Raw genomic sequence first — 16,876 nt, 5'->3', positions numbered from 1 at the left:
CTCTCCTTAGGTTGACCAGGTGCGCGGCAGCGCACGTCCGGTCAGATGCCCGAGCAGCGTGACGAGCACACGACGCAAGGGCGCAGCCTCGGGAGAGACGAGGCGGATGACGAGAAGCTCGGAGACGATGCCGGCCCCGCCCTCGACATCGGCAGCCTCCGACAGGCAGGCGCGCGCCGCCTCCAGAAGCGTCGCGAGACCGGGGCCCGCGACGAGCAGCGTGGCGGCGGCGCGGGCGCCGGCGCCGATGGCCGGGCGCGCCAGCAACTGCGCCACCGGGCCTTCCAGCCGCATATCCTCGGCGAAGACGAGGCGCCCGCCGCGCCGCACCCGCCAGCGATCCCGCAAGGCGCCGCGCTCGACCGTCTCGCCCATGGCGCTGCGACCGAAGAAGACGGATTCGCAAGCCACCAGCCGCGCATCGGCTGCCAGCTCGATCGTCAGGTTGCGGCTGAGGCGGGCGCCGGAGAACAGGATGCTCTCCTGCGGGATCCAGGCGAGGCTCGCGCCCTCCCCGACCGACAGCGCCGTCTCGATGCGAGTTTCCGTGCCCTGGCTGCGATAGATCTTCTCGGCGGCTTGCGTGGCGATGACCGCGTCGCTGCCGGGCTCGAGCACAGCCTCGATCCGCATGCGATCGCCGCCGGCCATGCCGCCGCCGGTGTTGATCAGCACCGCTTCGCAAGCGTCGCCGAAGGTGTCGGGAAAGCGGGCGCGATAGCCGCCGGATTCCGCCAAAGCGAGCCTTTGCGTACGGGCTCCGGTACGGCCGAAGCGCAGCCGCACCCCGCCATCCGCGCGGACATAGGCCGGCAGAGTCAGCTCAGCGGCGGCAGGAACGGACGGTGCGAACATCAGGGCTCCAGCAACGCAGCCGCCTATCTTCCGCCTGCCTCATTGTTAGGCAAGTCCTCCGCCAATCCCGTTCGCCTCAATTTCAGGCAGGGATTGAGCACGGATTAGGCATCAACTCTCCCCGGCCAGGAAGCGCTCTACCTCGTCCCGGGTCGGCGCACCATCGCGGCCGCCGAAGCGGGTGCATTTGATGGCGGCTGCGGCCGAGGCGAAACGGATCGCGGCCACCTCGTCGCGGCCTTCCGCCAGCGCCAGCGCGAAGGCGCCATGCCAGACATCGCCAGCCCCCAGCGTATCGACGGTCTCGACCGCGAAGGCCGGGCTGTGGCGGATTTCGCCGTCCCAGTAGAGCACGCCCTCCTTGCCGAGCGTTACCGCGAGCCAGCTCGGCGCGCCCTGCGCCATCCTGGCGAGGCCGAGACGAGGGTCCTCCTCACCCGATATCTCGCACAAGGCCTGCTGGCTGAAGGCGACATGGCTCGCCGTCGCGACGAGATCGGGGTGGGGCGGCCTGCGGTCGCCGTCGAGGACGCCCGGCACGCCGGCCTGGCGCGCCAGCTTCAGGGCGGCGAGCGCGCCCTCTCCCCAGCGCGTATCGGCAAGCACCGCGCCGGCCCCCTCCGGAAGGCTGCGCGGCAGCCAGCCGACATCCTCCGGCATGGCCGGGTCGGAATGGGAGATCACCATGCGCTCGCCCTGCGCATCGACGAGGATGGCCGAGACCGGCGAGGTCAGGCCGGCGACGCGGCGGGCGAAAGCGGTGTCGACGCCCTCGGCGTTCAGGTCGGCAACGATGCGGTCGCCGGTGAGATCATCGGCGAGGCGCGTCGCCAGCCAGCAGGCCCCGCCGAGGCGCGCGATGGCGACCGAGGCATTGCCGGCGCAGCCGCCACCGACCACGGCGAGACCGCGCGAGCGGTATTTCTCGCCCCGCGTCGGCATGGTCTCGACGCTGTAGACATAGTCGAGCGTCGCGATGCCCAGGCAGAAGACGCCGGCGCGCGCGGGTTCAGGAGCCAAAGCGCTGACCTTCGATATCGGTGTGGATGAAGTCGTCGCCCTTGTAGGCAAGCTTGAGGTTCGCCGCGCGAGCCGAAGCGTAGGCGAAGCAGTCACCCATGTTCAGACGCGCGGGATGGCCAGTCGAATGATGAAAAAGGCCAGCACAATGATGTGCGATCCGGCCGACCTCCGCATCGATCGCGGCAACACGGACGTTCGCATCCTCCATGAAGGCCTGAACCACCCGATACCCGTCATCGATGCTGAAGCGCTTCACCGCCGCAAGACGGGTCGACGCCTCGAACATCGCAAGCGGCGAGGTGACCAGTTCGTTCTCATCGAACAGCGCCTCCCTGATCGCAACGGCCTCTGCCTCCTCGAGCAGATTGGCCACGATGACCGATGCATCCAGAAACATCAGGCGTCGCCATATTCGCGGTCGAAGAATTCCTTATGCGTCAAGCCGTCATCGACCGTTGGATAGGCGGCCAGCTTCTCTTGCGCCTTGCGGGTCGCTTCTTCGATTTGTCGGCGCCTCTCGTCGCGACGCTTCAATTCGCGCTCGACGGCCATGCCGATCGCGGCCTGCAAGCTGATGCCATCACGCTCGGCGAGCTCGCGGACCATGCGGTCGATCTTCGGGTCCCGGACGAGAATGCCCATCGGAGCCTCCATGATATCATCGGATGATATCATGGAGGCTATCACCCATCAAACGTCGGCTGACTCCTTACCAGCTCCCGGTGTTCGGCATGCTCGCCCAGGGCTCCGCCGGCGGCTTGGGGTCGCCCTTCTGGAGCAATTCGATCGAAATGTTGTCGGGCGAGCGGATGAAGGCCATGTTGCCATCGCGCGGCGGGCGGTTGATCGTGACCCCGGCCTTCATCAGCTTGTCGCAGGTCGCGTAGATGTCGTCGACCTCATAGGCGAGATGGCCGAAATTGCGACCGCCCGTATAGGTTTCCGGATCCCAGTTATAGGTCAGTTCCAGCGTCGGGCGGCCGCGCGAGGCGCCAGCCTTCGCCTCGGCCAGATCGTCGGAAGCGGCGAGGAAGACCAGGGTGAAGCGCCCCTTCTCGTTTTCGATCCGGCGGGTTTCGACCATGCCGAACTTGTTGACGTAGAAATCCAGCGCCTGATCGAGATCGGTCACGCGGACCATGGTGTGGAGATATCGCATCGTTCATCCTCGTTGAGCAGGAAGAGGGTTGATCCGTTCCCTCATTCGGGCAAGAGCTTCCGGGTTCCAAGGGGCGCCAAGCAGGACGAGCCATGACCACAACGCAAGACGGACCGGTGACGGCACCGCCTGAGCGCGCAACGCCTGCCCAGATCGCCCAGATCAAGCAGCGTGCGGCAATCCTCTCGGTGATGGCAACCATTCTGCTCACCGCGGCGAAGATCGTCGGCGCCATTCTCTCCGGCTCGCTCGCCCTGCTCACCGACGCGCTGCAAGGGCTGATCGATGTCGGCTCGACGCTGTTCACCTGGTTCGCCGTGCGCGCCTCCGACAAGCCGGCCGACGATGAGCATCATTACGGCCATGGCAAGGTCGAGGCGCTCGCCGCGCTGGTCGAGACCGCGATCCTGTTCACGCTCGCCGGCGCGATCCTCTGGGAGGCCGGCAACCGGCTGTGGAACAACCTGATCGAGCATGTCTCGGTGACGCCGCTCGTCATCGGCGTGCTGGTGCTGTCGATGACGGTCGATGCAATCCGCTGGCGTTCGCTGACCAAGGTCGCCAGGGAAACCGGCAGCGAGGCGCTCGCCGGCGAGGCCACGCATTTCTCGGCCGATTTCGTCGGCTCGGCGCTGGTGTTGGTCGGGCTCATCGGCGTCTGGTACGGCTTCGAGCGTGCCGACACCGTCGCGGCCTTCGCGATCGCGGCCTACACGGCCTATTCGGCCTTCCGCCTCGCCCGGCGCGTTCTGGACACGCTGATGGACACGGCGCCGGAAGGCGTCAGCGAGAAGCTGCGCGAGGCCGCGCGCGGCGTGCCGGGCGTGGTGGGGATCAACTGGCTCAGGGTCCGCCCGGCCGGCGGGCGCATCCATGGCGAGATCGGCATCGGCGTTTCGCGCACGCTGCCGCTCGAACGCGTCACCGCGATCAAGGCCCAGCTTTCCAACGCCCTGGTGCAGGTCGAACCGGGCTCCGAGATCACCATCACCGCCGATCCGGTGCAGGTCGACGACGAGACGGCGCTGGAGCGGGTGCTCCTGATCGCGCTCAAGCTCAAGATCCCGGTCCATCACGTCACCGTTCACAGCATCGGCGACAAGCTCTCGGTCAGCCTCGACATGGAGGTGGACCAGAGCCTGCCGCTCAGCGACGCGCATGAGATCGCAACGCGGCTGGAAAGCGCCATCCGGGCCGAATTCGGCGGCGAGACCGAGGTCGAGACCCATATCGAGCCGATGGAGACCGGCCAGCCCGCCGGCCACAACGCCGCCTGGGAGACGGTCGAGGATATCGGCAAGGCGCTGGCGAGTGAGGCAACGAAGCTCGCCGGGCCGATCCACGACATCCACAGCGTGCGCGTGCGGCAGACGGCGAAGGGGCTGGTGGTGAACTATCATTGCCGCGTCGACCCGGCGCTCGACGTCGCCGCTGTGCATGACGCCGTCGACGCGATCGAGCGTGCCGTGCGGATCGCGCGGCCGCAGGTCTGCCGGCTGGTCAGCCACGCCGAGCCGGCGGTTTCGCCGGTGGCGTGACGCGCAGACCCAAGCATGACGGCCGTGTTTCCATCCCAAGCCGGCATGCTCTAGAAACGCTCCCTGACCTCCGCCATCAGGGTTTCCATGCGTACCGAAGATGCTCCGCTGATCCGCCTCGAGGATTACCGCCCGTCCGACTGGCTGATCGACACGGTCGATCTCGACATCGGCCTGCACCCGACGAAAACGCGGATACGCTCGCTTTTGGCCTTGCGCCCGAATCCGGCCGGGCAAACCGACGCACCGCTGGTGCTGGACGGCGACGAGCTCGTCCTGAAAACGATCAGCCTCGACGGCACGCAGCTGGACGCTTCCGCCTATACGGCCACGCCGCAGGCGCTGACGCTCCACGCGCCGCCGCGGGGCGGCTTCACGCTGACCATCGAGACGGAAATCGACCCCTCCGCCAACACCAAGCTGATGGGACTCTACCGGTCATCCAAGGTGTATTGCACGCAGTGCGAGGCGGATGGTTTTCGCCGCATCACCTATTTCCTCGACCGGCCCGACGTGATGAGCGTCTATACCGTCCGGCTGGAGGCGGCGAAGGCGGAGGCGCCCGTGCTGCTCTCCAACGGGAATCTCGTCGCCACCGGCGAGGTGCCGGGCAGCGACCGCCATTTCGCGATGTGGCACGATCCGCACCCCAAGCCGGCCTATCTCTTCGCGCTGGTCGGCGGCGCGCTCGACCATGTCCGGCAGGATTACGTCACGGCCGATGGCCACAAGGTCGAGCTTGCCGTCTATGTCGAGCCGGGCAAGGCGGGACGCGCCGGCTGGGCCCTGGACTCGCTCGTGCGCTGCATGCGCTGGGACGAGCATGTCTTCGGCCGCAACTACGATCTCGACGTGTTCAACGTCGTCGCCGTGTCGGATTTCAACATGGGCGCGATGGAGAACAAGGGCCTCAACATCTTCAACGACAAATACGTCCTGGCCGATCCGCAGACCGCGACCGACGGCGACTATGCCTCGATCGAGGCGATCATCGCGCATGAGTATTTCCACAACTGGACCGGCAACCGCATCACCTGTCGCGACTGGTTCCAGCTCTGCCTGAAGGAGGGCCTCACCGTCTTCCGCGACCAGGAATTCTCTTCCGACGAGCGCTCGCGTCCGGTGAAGCGCATCGCCGATGTCCGCACGCTGCGCTCGACCCAGTTCTCGGAGGATGCCGGCCCCCTCGCCCACCCGGTCAGGCCGCGCGCCTACAAGGAAATCAACAACTTCTACACGCCGACGGTCTACGAGAAGGGCGCGGAGGTCATCCGCATGCTCAAGGTCCTGATCGGCGACGACGCCTTCAAGCGCGGCATGGACCTCTATTTCGAGCGCTGCGACGGCACGGCCGCGACGATCGAGGAATTCCTCACCTGCTTCGCAGAGACCTCAGGCCAGAACCTCTCCCATTTCGCCCGCTGGTATGAACAGGCCGGCACGCCGACCATCGTCGCCTCCGGCCGTTACGATGCGGCGGCGCGGCGCTACACGCTCGAGCTGGCACAGAGCACGCCGCCGACGCCGGGCCAGAGCGAGAAGCAGCCGATGGTGCTGCCGATCAAGCTCGGGCTGGTCGGCAGCCAGGGCGACCTGCCGCTCAAGACGCAGTCCAATGCCTATGCCGGGGATGGACTCGTCATCCTCGACGGCCCCTCGCTCTCGATCAGCTTCGACGGCATCGCCGAGCCGCCGATCCCCTCGCTGCTGCGCGGCTTCTCCGCACCGGCGCGGCTGGAGCTCGACCTCTCGGACGCCGATCTCATCAGGCAATTCTCGGCCGACAGCGATTCCTTCAACCGCTGGCAGGCCTTGCAGAGCATCGCGACGCGCGCTCTCGTCACCGCCGGCAGGCCGGGCGCCGACTCTGGCACGCTCCCCGCAACCGCCGCCGAACTCGGCCGGGCGCTCGACGGCTTCCTGCAGGCGGATGCGCTGGCGGACCCTGCCTTCGCGGCGCAGGTGCTGCGCCTGCCGGCACCGGCCGACATCGCCCGCGAGATCGGCAGGGATGTCGATCCGGATGCGATCTTCGCCGCCCACCGCGCCCTGTCGACCGCCATCGGGACAGCGCTGTTGCCGCGGCTGCCCGGCTTGCGGCAAGCCCTGGCGACGAAAGGCCCCTACAAGGCGGATGCCGCCTCGGCAGGCCGGCGCGCGCTGCGCAACGAACTGCTCGGGCTTACCGCGCTGGCAGCGCCGGAGGACGGCGCGGCGCTGTGCGAGCAGCAATTCGAGACGGGCGACAACCTGACCGACCGGCTGGCGGCGATGGCCGCGATGACGCTGATCCCCGGCGAGCGGCGCGAGCAGCTCATCGCACGCTTCGCGCAAGCCTATGCGGGCGAGCCCCTCGTCCTCGACAAATGGCTGATGGCGCAGGCCCTGATCGCCGAGCCGGAGACGCTGGAGCGGGTGAAGCGCCTGATGCAGCACCCGGCCTTCTCGCTCGGCAACCCGAACCGCGTGCGCGCGCTGATCGGCGGCTTCGCGGCCAATCTGACCCAGTTCAACCGGGCCGATGGCGAGGGCTACGGCTTCGTCGCCGACATCGTCGTGGCGCTGGACCGGACGAACCCGCAGGTCGCCTCGCGCCTGCTCGGCTCGTTCAAGAGCTGGCGCATGCTGGAACCCGGCCGCCGGCGCCTGGCGCAGGAGGCTCTCGGCATGGTGGCGCGCACGCCGAACCTGTCGCGCGACGTCTCCGACATTGCGGAGCGGGCGCTCGCGTAAGAAGGCAACCGCCAATCTCAGCCCTCATCCTGAGGAGCGCCACACGCGCGTCTCGAAGGATGGCCCAGGAAGCTCCAGAGACATCTGGAGCATCCTTCGAGACGCCGCTTCGCGGCTCCTCAGGATGAGGGCTGCGTGGTCGAATCCGACTCGTTAACGACCGCCCGCCCAAATCGTTAACGGTGCATTACCCGCACAAGATTCATTCGCATATTCGCCACAACCAGAAGGCGAATTCTACTGCCTTGACTCAACTCAGAGCTAGACAAATCGAGTCGCGCGGATTCAACTGACGGTGATTCGCGGGGATGCGGCACGTCTCCCGATCTTACTGTCGGTAAAGTATCCGAAGGGGGACCGGGCATGTCGCGTGCCAACGCGGAGTGCGCATCTGCGCGCGCCGATACGATTCTGGGTGTAGCACGGTCGCTGACCCATCCGTTGTATCAGCGTTTCGAGAGCTTCGAGCCCACCTTCCGCACGGCGATCCCCGTGCTCGTCGGCCTCTTCATCGTCATCCTCAGCGCCGGCGCCGCCATCCAGACGGCGGCCCTGCGCGACGACGCGCTGATCAACGCCACGGGCGAGATGGAGGTGATCTCGGCACTGATCGCCCGCGAGCTCGACAACGGCACGCAATCCGGCAAGGAGCCGACCGCCGTTCTCGCGACGATCGCCTCGAAGCATCTCGCCCCCCATGGCCGCATCGTCCATGTCAGCGGCGCCGACGGCCGCGTCCTCGCCAGCGAACCCGCAATCGGCCAGACGCCGCGCACACTGGTCGACTTCCTCGGCCAGGCCCAGCCGCTCACCGTGTTCGGCGACCGCGCCGGGGTGATGCGCATCACCCCGCCCGGTGGCCCCGAGGTCCTCGCCATCGTCCGCAACCTCGCAGGCCCGCTCGGGCAGGTGGCGGTGCTCCAACCCGTCTCGCGCGCCCTCTCGATCTGGCAGGACCGGCGCAACAGCCTCACCATCCTCTTCGGCTCCGCCGGCCTCGTCCTGGCGATGACGACGCTCGCCTTCATGCTGCAGTCGAAGCGCGCCAGCGCCGCCGATCAGGATTGCGACTGCGTGCGCGAGCGCATCGACACCGCGCTCAATCGCGGCCATTGCGGCCTGTGGGACTGGGACCTCGCGCGCGGCCGCATCTACTGGTCGGATTCGATGTACGCCCTGCTCGGCTACGACCGCCGCGGCGAATACATGTCCTTCGGCGAGGTGATGAGCTTCATCCATCACGAGGATGTCGATCTCTACGCCCTGGCCGATGCGATCAGCCGCGGCGAGACCAGCCATATCGACCAGGATTTCCGGGTCCGCAACGTCCATGGCGAGTGGATCTGGCTGAAGGCCCGCGCCGAGCTCGTCGTCGATCGCCGCACCCACTCGCATCATCTCGTCGGCATCGTCGTCGACATCTCCGAGCAGCGCCGCATGGCCGAGCGCACCGCCACCGCCGATGCCCGCCTGCGCGACGCGGTCGAGGCGATCTCGGAAGCCTTCGTGCTTTGGGATTCGGAAAATCGGATCGTGCTCTGCAACGCGAAATACCAACAGCTCCACCAGCTCTCGCCCGAGGCGCTGCAACCCGGCACCAGCCATGACGAGATCATGGCAATGAGCGCCCAGCCCCATATCGACCGCGAGCCGATGCGCGCGCAGCGCGGCGCGGCCTCCTACGAAGCCCGCCTTTCCGATGGGCGCTGGCTGCAGATCAACGGGCGGCGCACCAAGGATGGCGGCTCGGTCTCGGTCGGCACCGACATCACCAAGCTCAAGCAGCAGGAAGAGCGGCTGACGCAGTCCGAGCACCAGCTCCTGATGCATGTCACCGACCTCAAAGCCTCGCGCCAGAAGCTGGAAGCGCAGGCCCAGCAGCTCGCCGACCTCGCCGAGCGCTATCTGGAGCAGAAGGCCGCGGCCGAGAGCGCCAACCGCGCCAAGTCCGAATTCCTCGCCAATATGAGCCATGAGCTGCGCACGCCGCTCAACGCCATCATCGGCTTCTCCGAGATCATGGAGAACGAGATGTTCGGCCCGCTCTGCGACAAATACACCGACTATGTCCGCGACATCCGCTCCAGCGGCGGTTATCTGCTCGGGATCATCGACGATGTCCTCGACATGTCGCGCATCGAATCTGGCAAGATGCGGCTGGAGCGCAGCGAGATTTCGCTCGGCCCGGTGCTCGACGAGGCCATCCGCAAGGTCCAGCCGGAACTGGAGCGCAAGCAGCTCTCCTTCACCCTCGAAGGACCGACCGCCACCCATATCGACGCCGATCCGCACGCGCTCTACCAGATCCTCGGCAATTTGCTCGACAACGCCGTCAAGTTCACGCCGGAAGGCGGGCGCATCGCGGTGCGCACCCGCCATGTGCCGGGCGCCCTCAACATCTTCATCGAGGATACCGGCATCGGCATCCCGAAGGAGAAGATCGACCGGGTCGGCCGTCCCTTCGAACAGGTCGAAGGCGATCTGGTGCGCAGCTACAAGGGCTCGGGGCTGGGCCTCGCCATCGCCCGCTCGCTCACGGAGCTGCATGGCGGCTCGCTCAGGCTGCGCTCCGCCATCGGCGCCGGCACCATCGTGATGGTCCACCTGCCGCTCGACGGCGGGGTCGGGCGGGTCACGGCGCAAGCGGCGTAGGTCACCTCATTCCGGGGTACGCCGCAGGCACGAGCCCGAGAATGACGCCTTAGGCCCGCGCCTGCCCCAGCACACGGGTGAAGATGGCCCGGACGCCGCCCCTCACCTCATCCAGCTCCGCCTTGAGCACCTTGGCATCCGGCCGCCCGACGGCCGTCGCGATCCGCCGCAGCACGCGGGCCGGCACGGCCTTGGGGTCGAAGGCTTCCTCGACGGTGAAGCGCTGCCAGAGCTGAACGTCGCCGATCAGGCGATGCGCCTCCAGCAGGGTCGAGGCATCGGCCTCCGAAAGCAATCCCGCAGCACGCGCGGCCGCGAAGACGGAGGCCGTATCGTTGACGATCAGCGACGGATGCTCGCTGGCATAGGCGAGCAGCAGAAACTGGGCGAGGAAGTCGAGATCGGTGATGCCGCCGGCGGCGAGCTTCAGATCCCAGGGGTCCTTCTCGCCCTTTTCCCTGGCGATCAGCGCCCGCATCTCGGCGACGGCGGCCGCGACCTTGGCAGGCTCGCGCTTGCGGGAGAGGATCGCGCGGATCGAGGCTTCGGCGCGCCTTGCCAATCCGGCATCGCCGGCGACGACGCGGGCGCGCGTCAGCGCCATCTCCTCCCAGATCTCGGCCTCGCCCGTATGATAGCTCTCGAAACCGGCGAATTGCGTCGCCGCAGGGCTCTTGTTGCCGGTCGGGCGCAGGCGCATGTCGACCTGATAGAGCGTGCCGCGCCGCGTCGGCACGGTCAGCGCCGCGACGAGGCGCTGGGTAAAACGGACATGCCAGGTCACCGGATCGAGGCTCCTGGCGCCGTCGCTTGGCCCGGCATCCTCCGGCCGGTCGTATAGCAGGATCAGATCGAGATCGGATGAAGGCGTGAGTTCGCCCGCGCCGAGCCGTCCAAGCCCGAGCACGACAGTCTCGGCTCCTTCGATCACCCCGTGATCCGCCGAAAAGGCCGTGCGCGTATCGGCAAAGGCGACGCGCAGGCAGGCTTCCGCCACGGCGCAATAGGCCTGCCCCGCCCCTTGCGCCGGGTAGACGCCGGAAAGAAGCCGCGCGCCGACCAGGAAATTCTCCTGCCGCGCCGCGTCGCGCAAACGGTCGAGCCCGTCCTCAACGCTGGGCGGCGGCGAGCCGACATAGTTGCGGATGCGCCCTTCCAGCGCCGCGACATCGACCACCGCCTGACCGAAGGCCGGATCGATGACGCCGTCCAGAACATGCGGGTGCAAAGCCGCGACCTTGGCGAGACGTGGTGCGCTGCCGAGGATTTCCGCGAAAAGCGTCAGCAGGGAATCATGCGAGCGCAGCAGCGTCAGCAGCTCGATGGCCGCCGGCATCCGGACGAAGGCGTTGTCGAGATGGGCGAGCGCACCATCGGGATCGGCAGTGCGGCCGAGCGCGACCAGCAGGGCCGGCGTGAGCTCCGTCAGCACCTCGCGGGCGCGGGCGCTGGTGACGGCCGGGCGACGGCCGAAATGCCAGCCGCGCACCGTCTCGGCCGCGGTCAGGGCATCGCGGAAGCCGAGCTTGCCCAGCGTGGTCATGGTCTCCGGATCGGGCTCCGAGCCGGTGAAGCTCAGCGTGCCGGCTTCGGCGGCAAGACTCGGCCCCTCCTCGAACAACAGGGCGTAGTGCCCCTCGATGCGCTTCGCATGAGCGGTCAGCGCCTTGCCGAAGGCAGCGGCATTGGCATAGCCGCAGAAGCGGGCGAAGGCGTCGAGCTCGCCGGCGGCCTTGGGCAAGGTCTGGGTCTGCTCGTCGTCACGCATCTGCAGACGATGCTCGACGGTGCGCAGCCAGCGATAGGATTCCGAGAGCTCGTCACGCGCCTGCGGCGTGATCCAGCCTTCGTTCGTCAATTCCCCGAGCATGTCGAGCGTGCGCGGGCCGCGCAGAGCCGGGCGTCGGCCCCCGAAGACGAGCTGCTGGGTCTGGACGAAGAACTCGATCTCGCGGATGCCGCCGCGGCCGAGCTTCACATTGTGACCGGCGACGGCGATGGTCTCGTGGCCCTTCACCGTCTGGATCTGGCGCTTCATCGCATGGATGTCGGCGATGGTCGCGAAGTCGAAATATTTGCGCCAGATGAAGGGGGCGAGATCCCCAAGGAAGCGCTGGCCGAGCGCGATGTCGCCGGCGATGGGGCGCGCCTTGATCATGGCGGCGCGTTCCCAGTTCTGGCCGACCGTCTCGTAATAGGAATAGGCCGAGGGCAGCGAGACCGCGACATGGGTCGAGGCGGGGTCCGGCCGCAAGCGCAGATCGACGCGGAAGACGTAACCGTCCGGCGTGCGCTCCTGGATGATGCGGGCGATCTGCTGGGTGAGCTTGACGAAGAAGCTCGACGGCTCGCCCACGCCGGCCGCCTCCGCCGCCTCGGGATCGAAGAACACCACGATGTCGATGTCGGAGGAGTAGTTCAGCTCGCCGGCGCCGTGCTTGCCGAGCGCCAGGACGACGAGGCCGGAACCGAGACCAGGATTGGCGGGATCGGCGAGGTTGATCCGGCCGAGATCGGCGGCCTGGCGCAGGACGTGGTCGGTGGCGAGTGTCGTGGCCATGTCGGCGGTGGCGGTCAGCGCCGCCGTCACCGTCTCGACGTTCCAGACGCCGCCGATATCGGCGAGCGCGATCAGCAGCGCCATGGCGCGGCGGAAGCGGCGTAACTCTCGCATCAGATCGGCCGTCTCGCAGCCGCGCGCGGCGAATGCGGCCATGCCGGCGAGAAGCGCGTCGCGACGCGCCTCCGGTGCTTCCGTCAAACTGGCGAGCAGGCCGGCAGGATCGAAGCGCATCACCTGGGTCAGGAAGGGAGAATGGGCAAGCACGCCCGCCACCAGCGCCACCGAGCGCGGATAAGCGGCGAAATGCGCCTGCAGGGCTTCCGCCGCCGCTTCGTCATGGAGGCGCTCGATCAGCTCGCGCGCGAGCAGCGTCTCGGCCTTGGCCTTCGCCGGCAGGACCGGCGCCGCCTCCAGCCTGTCACAGAGCTGCCCCGTCATATCCACGCACTCCCTCGAACCTTGCTCTGGAGCCGAGCGCTTTTCGATCAGAGTGGGTCGCAAAACGGGTCATTGCGAGAAGCGAAGCGACGAAGCAATCCAGGAGGGCTGGGCTGAACCGCTCGCCCCAATCCCCTGGATTGCTTCGCCGCGCTCGCAATGACGATGCAGCCTGATCGAAAGCGCTCGGGTCCAGATTTCCAAACGCCTTCAGAGGGACGGCACGCCAGCAGGGTTTGGCTCGGCTGTCGAGACGGCGGGGTCGGATGGCGTCGGCGTTTCCACAGGCTTGGGCGCGATGGCGGGCAGCGCGATGACGGTGCGCAAGCCCGGCGCATTGTCCTCCAGCCTGAGCTGGCCGCCATGGAGGCGCACGACTCCGGCCACCATCGACAGCCCCAGCCCGAAGCCGGGCTGGCTGCGGCTGGCGTCGAGCCGGACGAAACGGTCGAGCACGCGGCCGCGATCTTCCTCCGGAATGCCCGGTCCGTGATCGGACACCGAAAGCTCGATATCCGCGTCCATGCGGCGGGCGGCGACGGTGACAACCGCCTCCCCACCCGATTCCGGCCGGCCATATTTCAGGGCATTGTCGACGAGATTGGCGAGGGCCTGGCCGATCAGCTCGCGATTGCCGAAGACATGGAGGCCGGGCGCGACATCGCCGACAAGGGTCAGCCCCGCCTCCTCCGCCAGCGGCTCGTAGAGCTCGGCGACCCCCGAGACGATCTCGGAAAGATCGAGATCGTCCATGTTGTCGCTGGTCCGGCCGGCTTCCAGCCGCGCGATCATCAGGAGCGCGTTGAAGACGCGGATGAGATTGTCGGCCTCCTCGATCGCCCCGTCGAGCGCGGCGCGCAACGCATCGGTCGACTTGGCGCTGCGCAGCGCCTCCTCGGCCTTGTTGCGCAATCGGGTCAGCGGCGTCTTGAGATCGTGAGCGATGTTGTCGGTGACCTGCTGCATGCCCGCCATCAGCTCGCCGATGCGGTCGAGCATGGCATTGAGGTTGAGCGCCAGCCGATCCAGCTCGTCGCCGGTGCCGGCGATGGCGAGCCGGCCCTTGAGGTCGCCCTCCATGATGCCATGCGCCGTCTCGCTCATGTCGTCGATGCGCCGGAGCACGCGGCGCGCCACGAACCAGCTCGCGAAGCAGCCGAGGATGAAGATCAACGCCAGCGACCAGCCGATCGCCCGACGGATCACCGTGCCAAGCCGCTCGCGCTCCTCGACATCGCGGCCGACGAGCAGGCGGAAGCCTCCCGGCAGCACGAAGACGCGGACGATGGCATGGCTCGGCGTGTCGATCGCATCGCTCGTGCGAGCGTAGTCGATTTCGCTCTCGCCGGTCTTGTCGAGCGTGCCGGGCGGGATCGCCTCGACATTGCCGGCAACGCGCTCGCCGACCGGCGTCGTGACCAGATAGAGCGAGGCGCCCGGAGCGCGCGAACGCCGCTCGACGATGTTCACGAGCCGGCGGATGCCGCCCTGGCGCGCCTGCTCGGCCAGGCCCTGGATCTCGGCGTCGATGGTCGAGCGGATCTGGTCGTTCAGCAGGCGCTGCGCGTTCCAGGCGACATAGCCGAGCACGAAGGCGGCGAAGAGCGCGAAGATGAGGAGGTAGACCGCCGTCAGCTTGAACGCCGTCGTGCGGAACAACGTCGGCAGGAAGTGCGGGCGCTTGCGCGGGGTGGGCTCAATGCGCGCTGTCACGAACCATGTATCCCGCGCCACGGACGGTATGGATCATCGCATGCTCGAAGCCCTTGTCGACCTTGGATCGCAAGCGGCTCACATGCACGTCGATGACATTGGTCTGGGGATCGAAATGATAGTCCCAGACATTCTCCAGCAGCATGGTGCGGGTGACGACCTGTCCGGCATGCTTCATCAGATATTCGAGCAGGCGGAACTCGCGCGGCTGCAGCACGATCTCGTGCCCCTCGCGCGTAACGCGGTGGGCGAGCCGGTCGAGCACGAGCTCGCCGGCGCGATAGGTCGTGGGCTCGGAGGCAGGGGCGCCGCGGCGGCGCGCCAGCACCTCGACGCGAGCGAGCAATTCGGAGAAGGCGTAGGGCTTCGGCAGATAGTCGTCGCCGCCGGCCCGCAGGCCCTTCACGCGGTCGTCGACCTGGGCGAGCGCAGAGAGGATGAGCGCCGGGGTCTCGTCCTTCTGCTCGCGCAGCGAGCGGATGAGGGAGAGGCCGTCGAGCCGGGGCAGCATGCGGTCGATGACCAGCACGTCATAACCGCCGCCCTCGGCCATGGCGTAGCCCTCGAGGCCATCGGCGGCATGGTCCGCGATATGGCCGACCTCGCGGAACGCCTTGGTCAGATAGGCCGCAGCCTCGGCATCGTCTTCTACGATCAGGAGTCGCATGGGGGACATTGTAGCCCAATCTCCGAGCAGGCTGCACGTCATTGCGAAGGCAACGAGGCAATCCGGGGAACGCGGCGCCATGCCGTTGCGAGGCCTCGGCGGCCGCACCGCCCCGCCAGGACGGGGACGCACCCGACCCAGACCCGACCACGACGGGTCCGACAACAAGAAACGGCAGGCCGGAGGATACGCATCCGGCCTGCCGCTGCGACAGCTGGTCCCTCGGCTGGGGCGACAGGAAACCGAAGGGACCCGCCTGCCTCGTTCAGGCCGCGGGCTGGCGGCCGACCTCGAAGGTCACGTCACGTGACTTGCCTTCGCGGAACAGGGTGATCGTGGCCTTGGTGCCGGGCGCGAAATTCGCGATCTTGCGCGACAGGTCGCGGGCGTCCTTGACCGCCTCGCCGTTGAGGGCCGTGATCGTGTCACCGCGGCGGATGCCCGCCTTGGCGGCCGGGCCATTGCCCTGCGCCTCGGCGACGAGCGCGCCCTGGGCGTCCTTCAAGCCGATCGCATCGGCCATCTCGCTGGTGACAGGCTGGATCTGCACGCCGATGAAGCCGCGCGCCACCTTGCCGTCCTTCTTGAGCTGGTCGACGACCTGCTTGACGGTCGAGGCGGGAATCGCGAAGGCGATGCCGACATTGCCGCCCGAGGGCGAGTAGATCGCGGTGTTGACGCCGACGACCTCACCATTGCCGTTGAAGGTCGGGCCGCCCGAATTGCCGCGGTTGATCGGCGCATCGATCTGCAGGAAGTCGTCATAGGGACCCGAGCCGATATCGCGACCCTGGGCCGAGACGATGCCGGCCGTGACCGTGCCGCCGAGACCGAACGGATTGCCGATCGCCAGCACCCAGTCGCCGATACGCGGCTTGCTGTCGGAGAGCTTCACATAGGGGAAGTCACCGCTGTCCTTGACCTTGAGCAGGGCGAGATCGGAGCGCGGATCGGTGCCGACGACCTTGGCTTCCAGCGTCTTGCCGGCATCGGTGACGAGCTGAACGTCGACCGCATGCTCGACGACGTGGTTGTTGGTCACGACATAGCCGTCCTGGCTGACGAAGAAGCCGGAGCCCTGCGCCATGCCGATCTGCGGCTTGGGCTTGTTCTGGCGACCGCCCTCCTGATCGCCGAATTCGCGGAAGAAGCGGCGCAGCTGCGGCGGCAGATCATCGAGGCTCTGCTGATCGGAGGCAGCGGCGACCTCGGTCTTGACGCGCACCGAGACGACGGCCGGCTTCACCTTGTCGACGAGGTCGGCGAAAGAGGGAAGCTGGGTCTGGGTGCCCGAGAGCTCGATTGGCTGCGCGAAAGCGAGGTCGTTCTGCAGGAAGGCGCGGTCGGCGATGCCGGCAGCGAGGCCGATGCCGAGAATGGCAGTCCCGGCCAGAAGGGCGCCGCGGCGCAGGAAGGTCTTCTTCGGGGTGATTTGTGTCGTCATGGCTTGAACCTCGTGGAGCGACAGGGTTTTCCCTGCTCGTGACGAGGACCATGAGGCCCGGCGCCTTACGTGGCTTTGGCCTGAAGATGAC

Annotated in this window: 12 protein-coding genes; 3 read left to right on the top strand and 9 right to left on the bottom strand. The window is 67.5% G+C overall.

Going from position 1 to position 16,876, the window contains the following annotated elements:
- Positions 1-6: 6 nt before the first annotated feature.
- The 5 genes from GY40_RS10225 to GY40_RS10205 form a co-directional block, all read right to left on the bottom strand.
- The gene (locus tag GY40_RS10225) at positions 7-855 is read right to left on the bottom strand and encodes an urease accessory protein UreD (RefSeq protein WP_038361481.1); all 849 of its coding nucleotides are present in this window, start codon (positions 853-855) and stop codon (positions 7-9) included.
- Positions 856-966: 111 nt separating this feature from the next.
- Entirely contained in the window at positions 967-1,875 is a 909-nt protein-coding gene (locus GY40_RS10220; RefSeq protein ID WP_038361478.1) for a PfkB family carbohydrate kinase, read from the bottom strand.
- On the bottom strand, positions 1,865-2,275 hold the full coding sequence (locus GY40_RS10215; protein WP_038361476.1) for a type II toxin-antitoxin system VapC family toxin: 411 nt from the start codon (positions 2,273-2,275) through the stop codon (positions 1,865-1,867). Before GY40_RS10215 ends, GY40_RS10220 begins: the two co-directional genes overlap by 11 nt.
- Positions 2,275-2,520 carry a type II toxin-antitoxin system VapB family antitoxin gene (locus tag GY40_RS10210; protein WP_038362486.1) on the bottom strand — a complete coding sequence of 82 codons (246 nt, stop codon included), beginning with the start codon at positions 2,518-2,520 and terminating at the stop codon, positions 2,275-2,277. Before GY40_RS10210 ends, GY40_RS10215 begins: the two co-directional genes overlap by 1 nt.
- 67 nt (positions 2,521-2,587) lie before the next feature.
- A complete protein-coding gene (locus GY40_RS10205; protein ID WP_038361473.1) occupies positions 2,588-3,037 on the bottom strand; it encodes a VOC family protein in 450 nt (149 codons plus the stop codon).
- 92 nt (positions 3,038-3,129) lie between these two features.
- On the opposite strand from GY40_RS10205, the gene GY40_RS10200 reads away from it, so the two are divergent.
- The 3 genes from GY40_RS10200 (at position 3,130) to GY40_RS10190 (ending at position 9,960) form a co-directional block, all read left to right on the top strand.
- Positions 3,130-4,575, top strand: coding sequence for a cation diffusion facilitator family transporter (locus GY40_RS10200; RefSeq protein WP_038361470.1), 1,446 nt, complete (start codon positions 3,130-3,132; stop codon positions 4,573-4,575).
- An 87-nt stretch (positions 4,576-4,662) separates the two neighbouring features.
- A complete protein-coding gene (gene pepN, locus GY40_RS10195) occupies positions 4,663-7,308 on the top strand; it encodes an aminopeptidase N (protein WP_038361467.1) in 2,646 nt (881 codons plus the stop codon).
- Positions 7,309-7,749: 441 nt separating this feature from the next.
- Positions 7,750-9,960 carry a PAS domain-containing sensor histidine kinase gene (locus tag GY40_RS10190; protein ID WP_248311135.1) on the top strand — a complete coding sequence of 737 codons (2,211 nt, stop codon included), beginning with the start codon at positions 7,750-7,752 and terminating at the stop codon, positions 9,958-9,960.
- A gap of 49 nt (positions 9,961-10,009) precedes the next feature.
- Here GY40_RS10190 and GY40_RS10185 read toward each other — a convergent pair whose 3' ends face one another.
- The 4 genes from GY40_RS10185 to GY40_RS10170 form a co-directional block, all read right to left on the bottom strand.
- The gene (locus GY40_RS10185; protein WP_038361461.1) at positions 10,010-12,961 is read right to left on the bottom strand and encodes a bifunctional [glutamine synthetase] adenylyltransferase/[glutamine synthetase]-adenylyl-L-tyrosine phosphorylase; all 2,952 of its coding nucleotides are present in this window, start codon (positions 12,959-12,961) and stop codon (positions 10,010-10,012) included.
- Positions 12,962-13,171: 210 nt separating this feature from the next.
- Positions 13,172-14,674 carry a sensor histidine kinase gene (locus tag GY40_RS10180; protein WP_081925295.1) on the bottom strand — a complete coding sequence of 501 codons (1,503 nt, stop codon included), beginning with the start codon at positions 14,672-14,674 and terminating at the stop codon, positions 13,172-13,174.
- Complete coding sequence (locus GY40_RS10175; RefSeq protein ID WP_038361458.1) at positions 14,658-15,341, bottom strand: response regulator transcription factor; 684 nt, start codon at positions 15,339-15,341, stop codon at positions 14,658-14,660. Before GY40_RS10175 ends, GY40_RS10180 begins: the two co-directional genes overlap by 17 nt.
- 265 nt (positions 15,342-15,606) lie before the next feature.
- The gene (locus GY40_RS10170; protein ID WP_038361456.1) at positions 15,607-16,785 is read right to left on the bottom strand and encodes a trypsin-like peptidase domain-containing protein; all 1,179 of its coding nucleotides are present in this window, start codon (positions 16,783-16,785) and stop codon (positions 15,607-15,609) included.
- Positions 16,786-16,876: the final 91 nt, after the last annotated feature.

Source organism: Allobosea sp. UNC402CLCol, from assembly GCF_000745475.1.
In the GTDB taxonomy this organism is placed as follows: Bacteria; Pseudomonadota; Alphaproteobacteria; order Rhizobiales; family Beijerinckiaceae; genus Allobosea; species Allobosea spartocytisi.
Note: the sequence above shows the minus strand (reverse complement) of the source record. Positions and strands in the feature narration are given on the sequence as shown.

Coding starts and splice junctions, on each gene's coding strand:
- GY40_RS10225 (WP_038361481.1), bottom strand. CDS start 855: ATGTTCGCACCGTCCGTTCCTGCCGCCGCTGAGCTGACTCTGCCGGCC.
- GY40_RS10215 (WP_038361476.1), bottom strand. CDS start 2,275: ATGTTTCTGGATGCATCGGTCATCGTGGCCAATCTGCTCGAGGAGGCA.
- GY40_RS10210 (WP_038362486.1), bottom strand. CDS start 2,520: ATGGGCATTCTCGTCCGGGACCCGAAGATCGACCGCATGGTCCGCGAG.
- GY40_RS10205 (WP_038361473.1), bottom strand. CDS start 3,037: ATGCGATATCTCCACACCATGGTCCGCGTGACCGATCTCGATCAGGCG.
- GY40_RS10200 (WP_038361470.1), top strand. CDS start 3,130: ATGACCACAACGCAAGACGGACCGGTGACGGCACCGCCTGAGCGCGCA.
- pepN (WP_038361467.1), top strand. CDS start 4,663: ATGCGTACCGAAGATGCTCCGCTGATCCGCCTCGAGGATTACCGCCCG.
- GY40_RS10185 (WP_038361461.1), bottom strand. CDS start 12,961: ATGACGGGGCAGCTCTGTGACAGGCTGGAGGCGGCGCCGGTCCTGCCG.
- GY40_RS10175 (WP_038361458.1), bottom strand. CDS start 15,341: ATGCGACTCCTGATCGTAGAAGACGATGCCGAGGCTGCGGCCTATCTG.
- GY40_RS10170 (WP_038361456.1), bottom strand. CDS start 16,785: ATGACGACACAAATCACCCCGAAGAAGACCTTCCTGCGCCGCGGCGCC.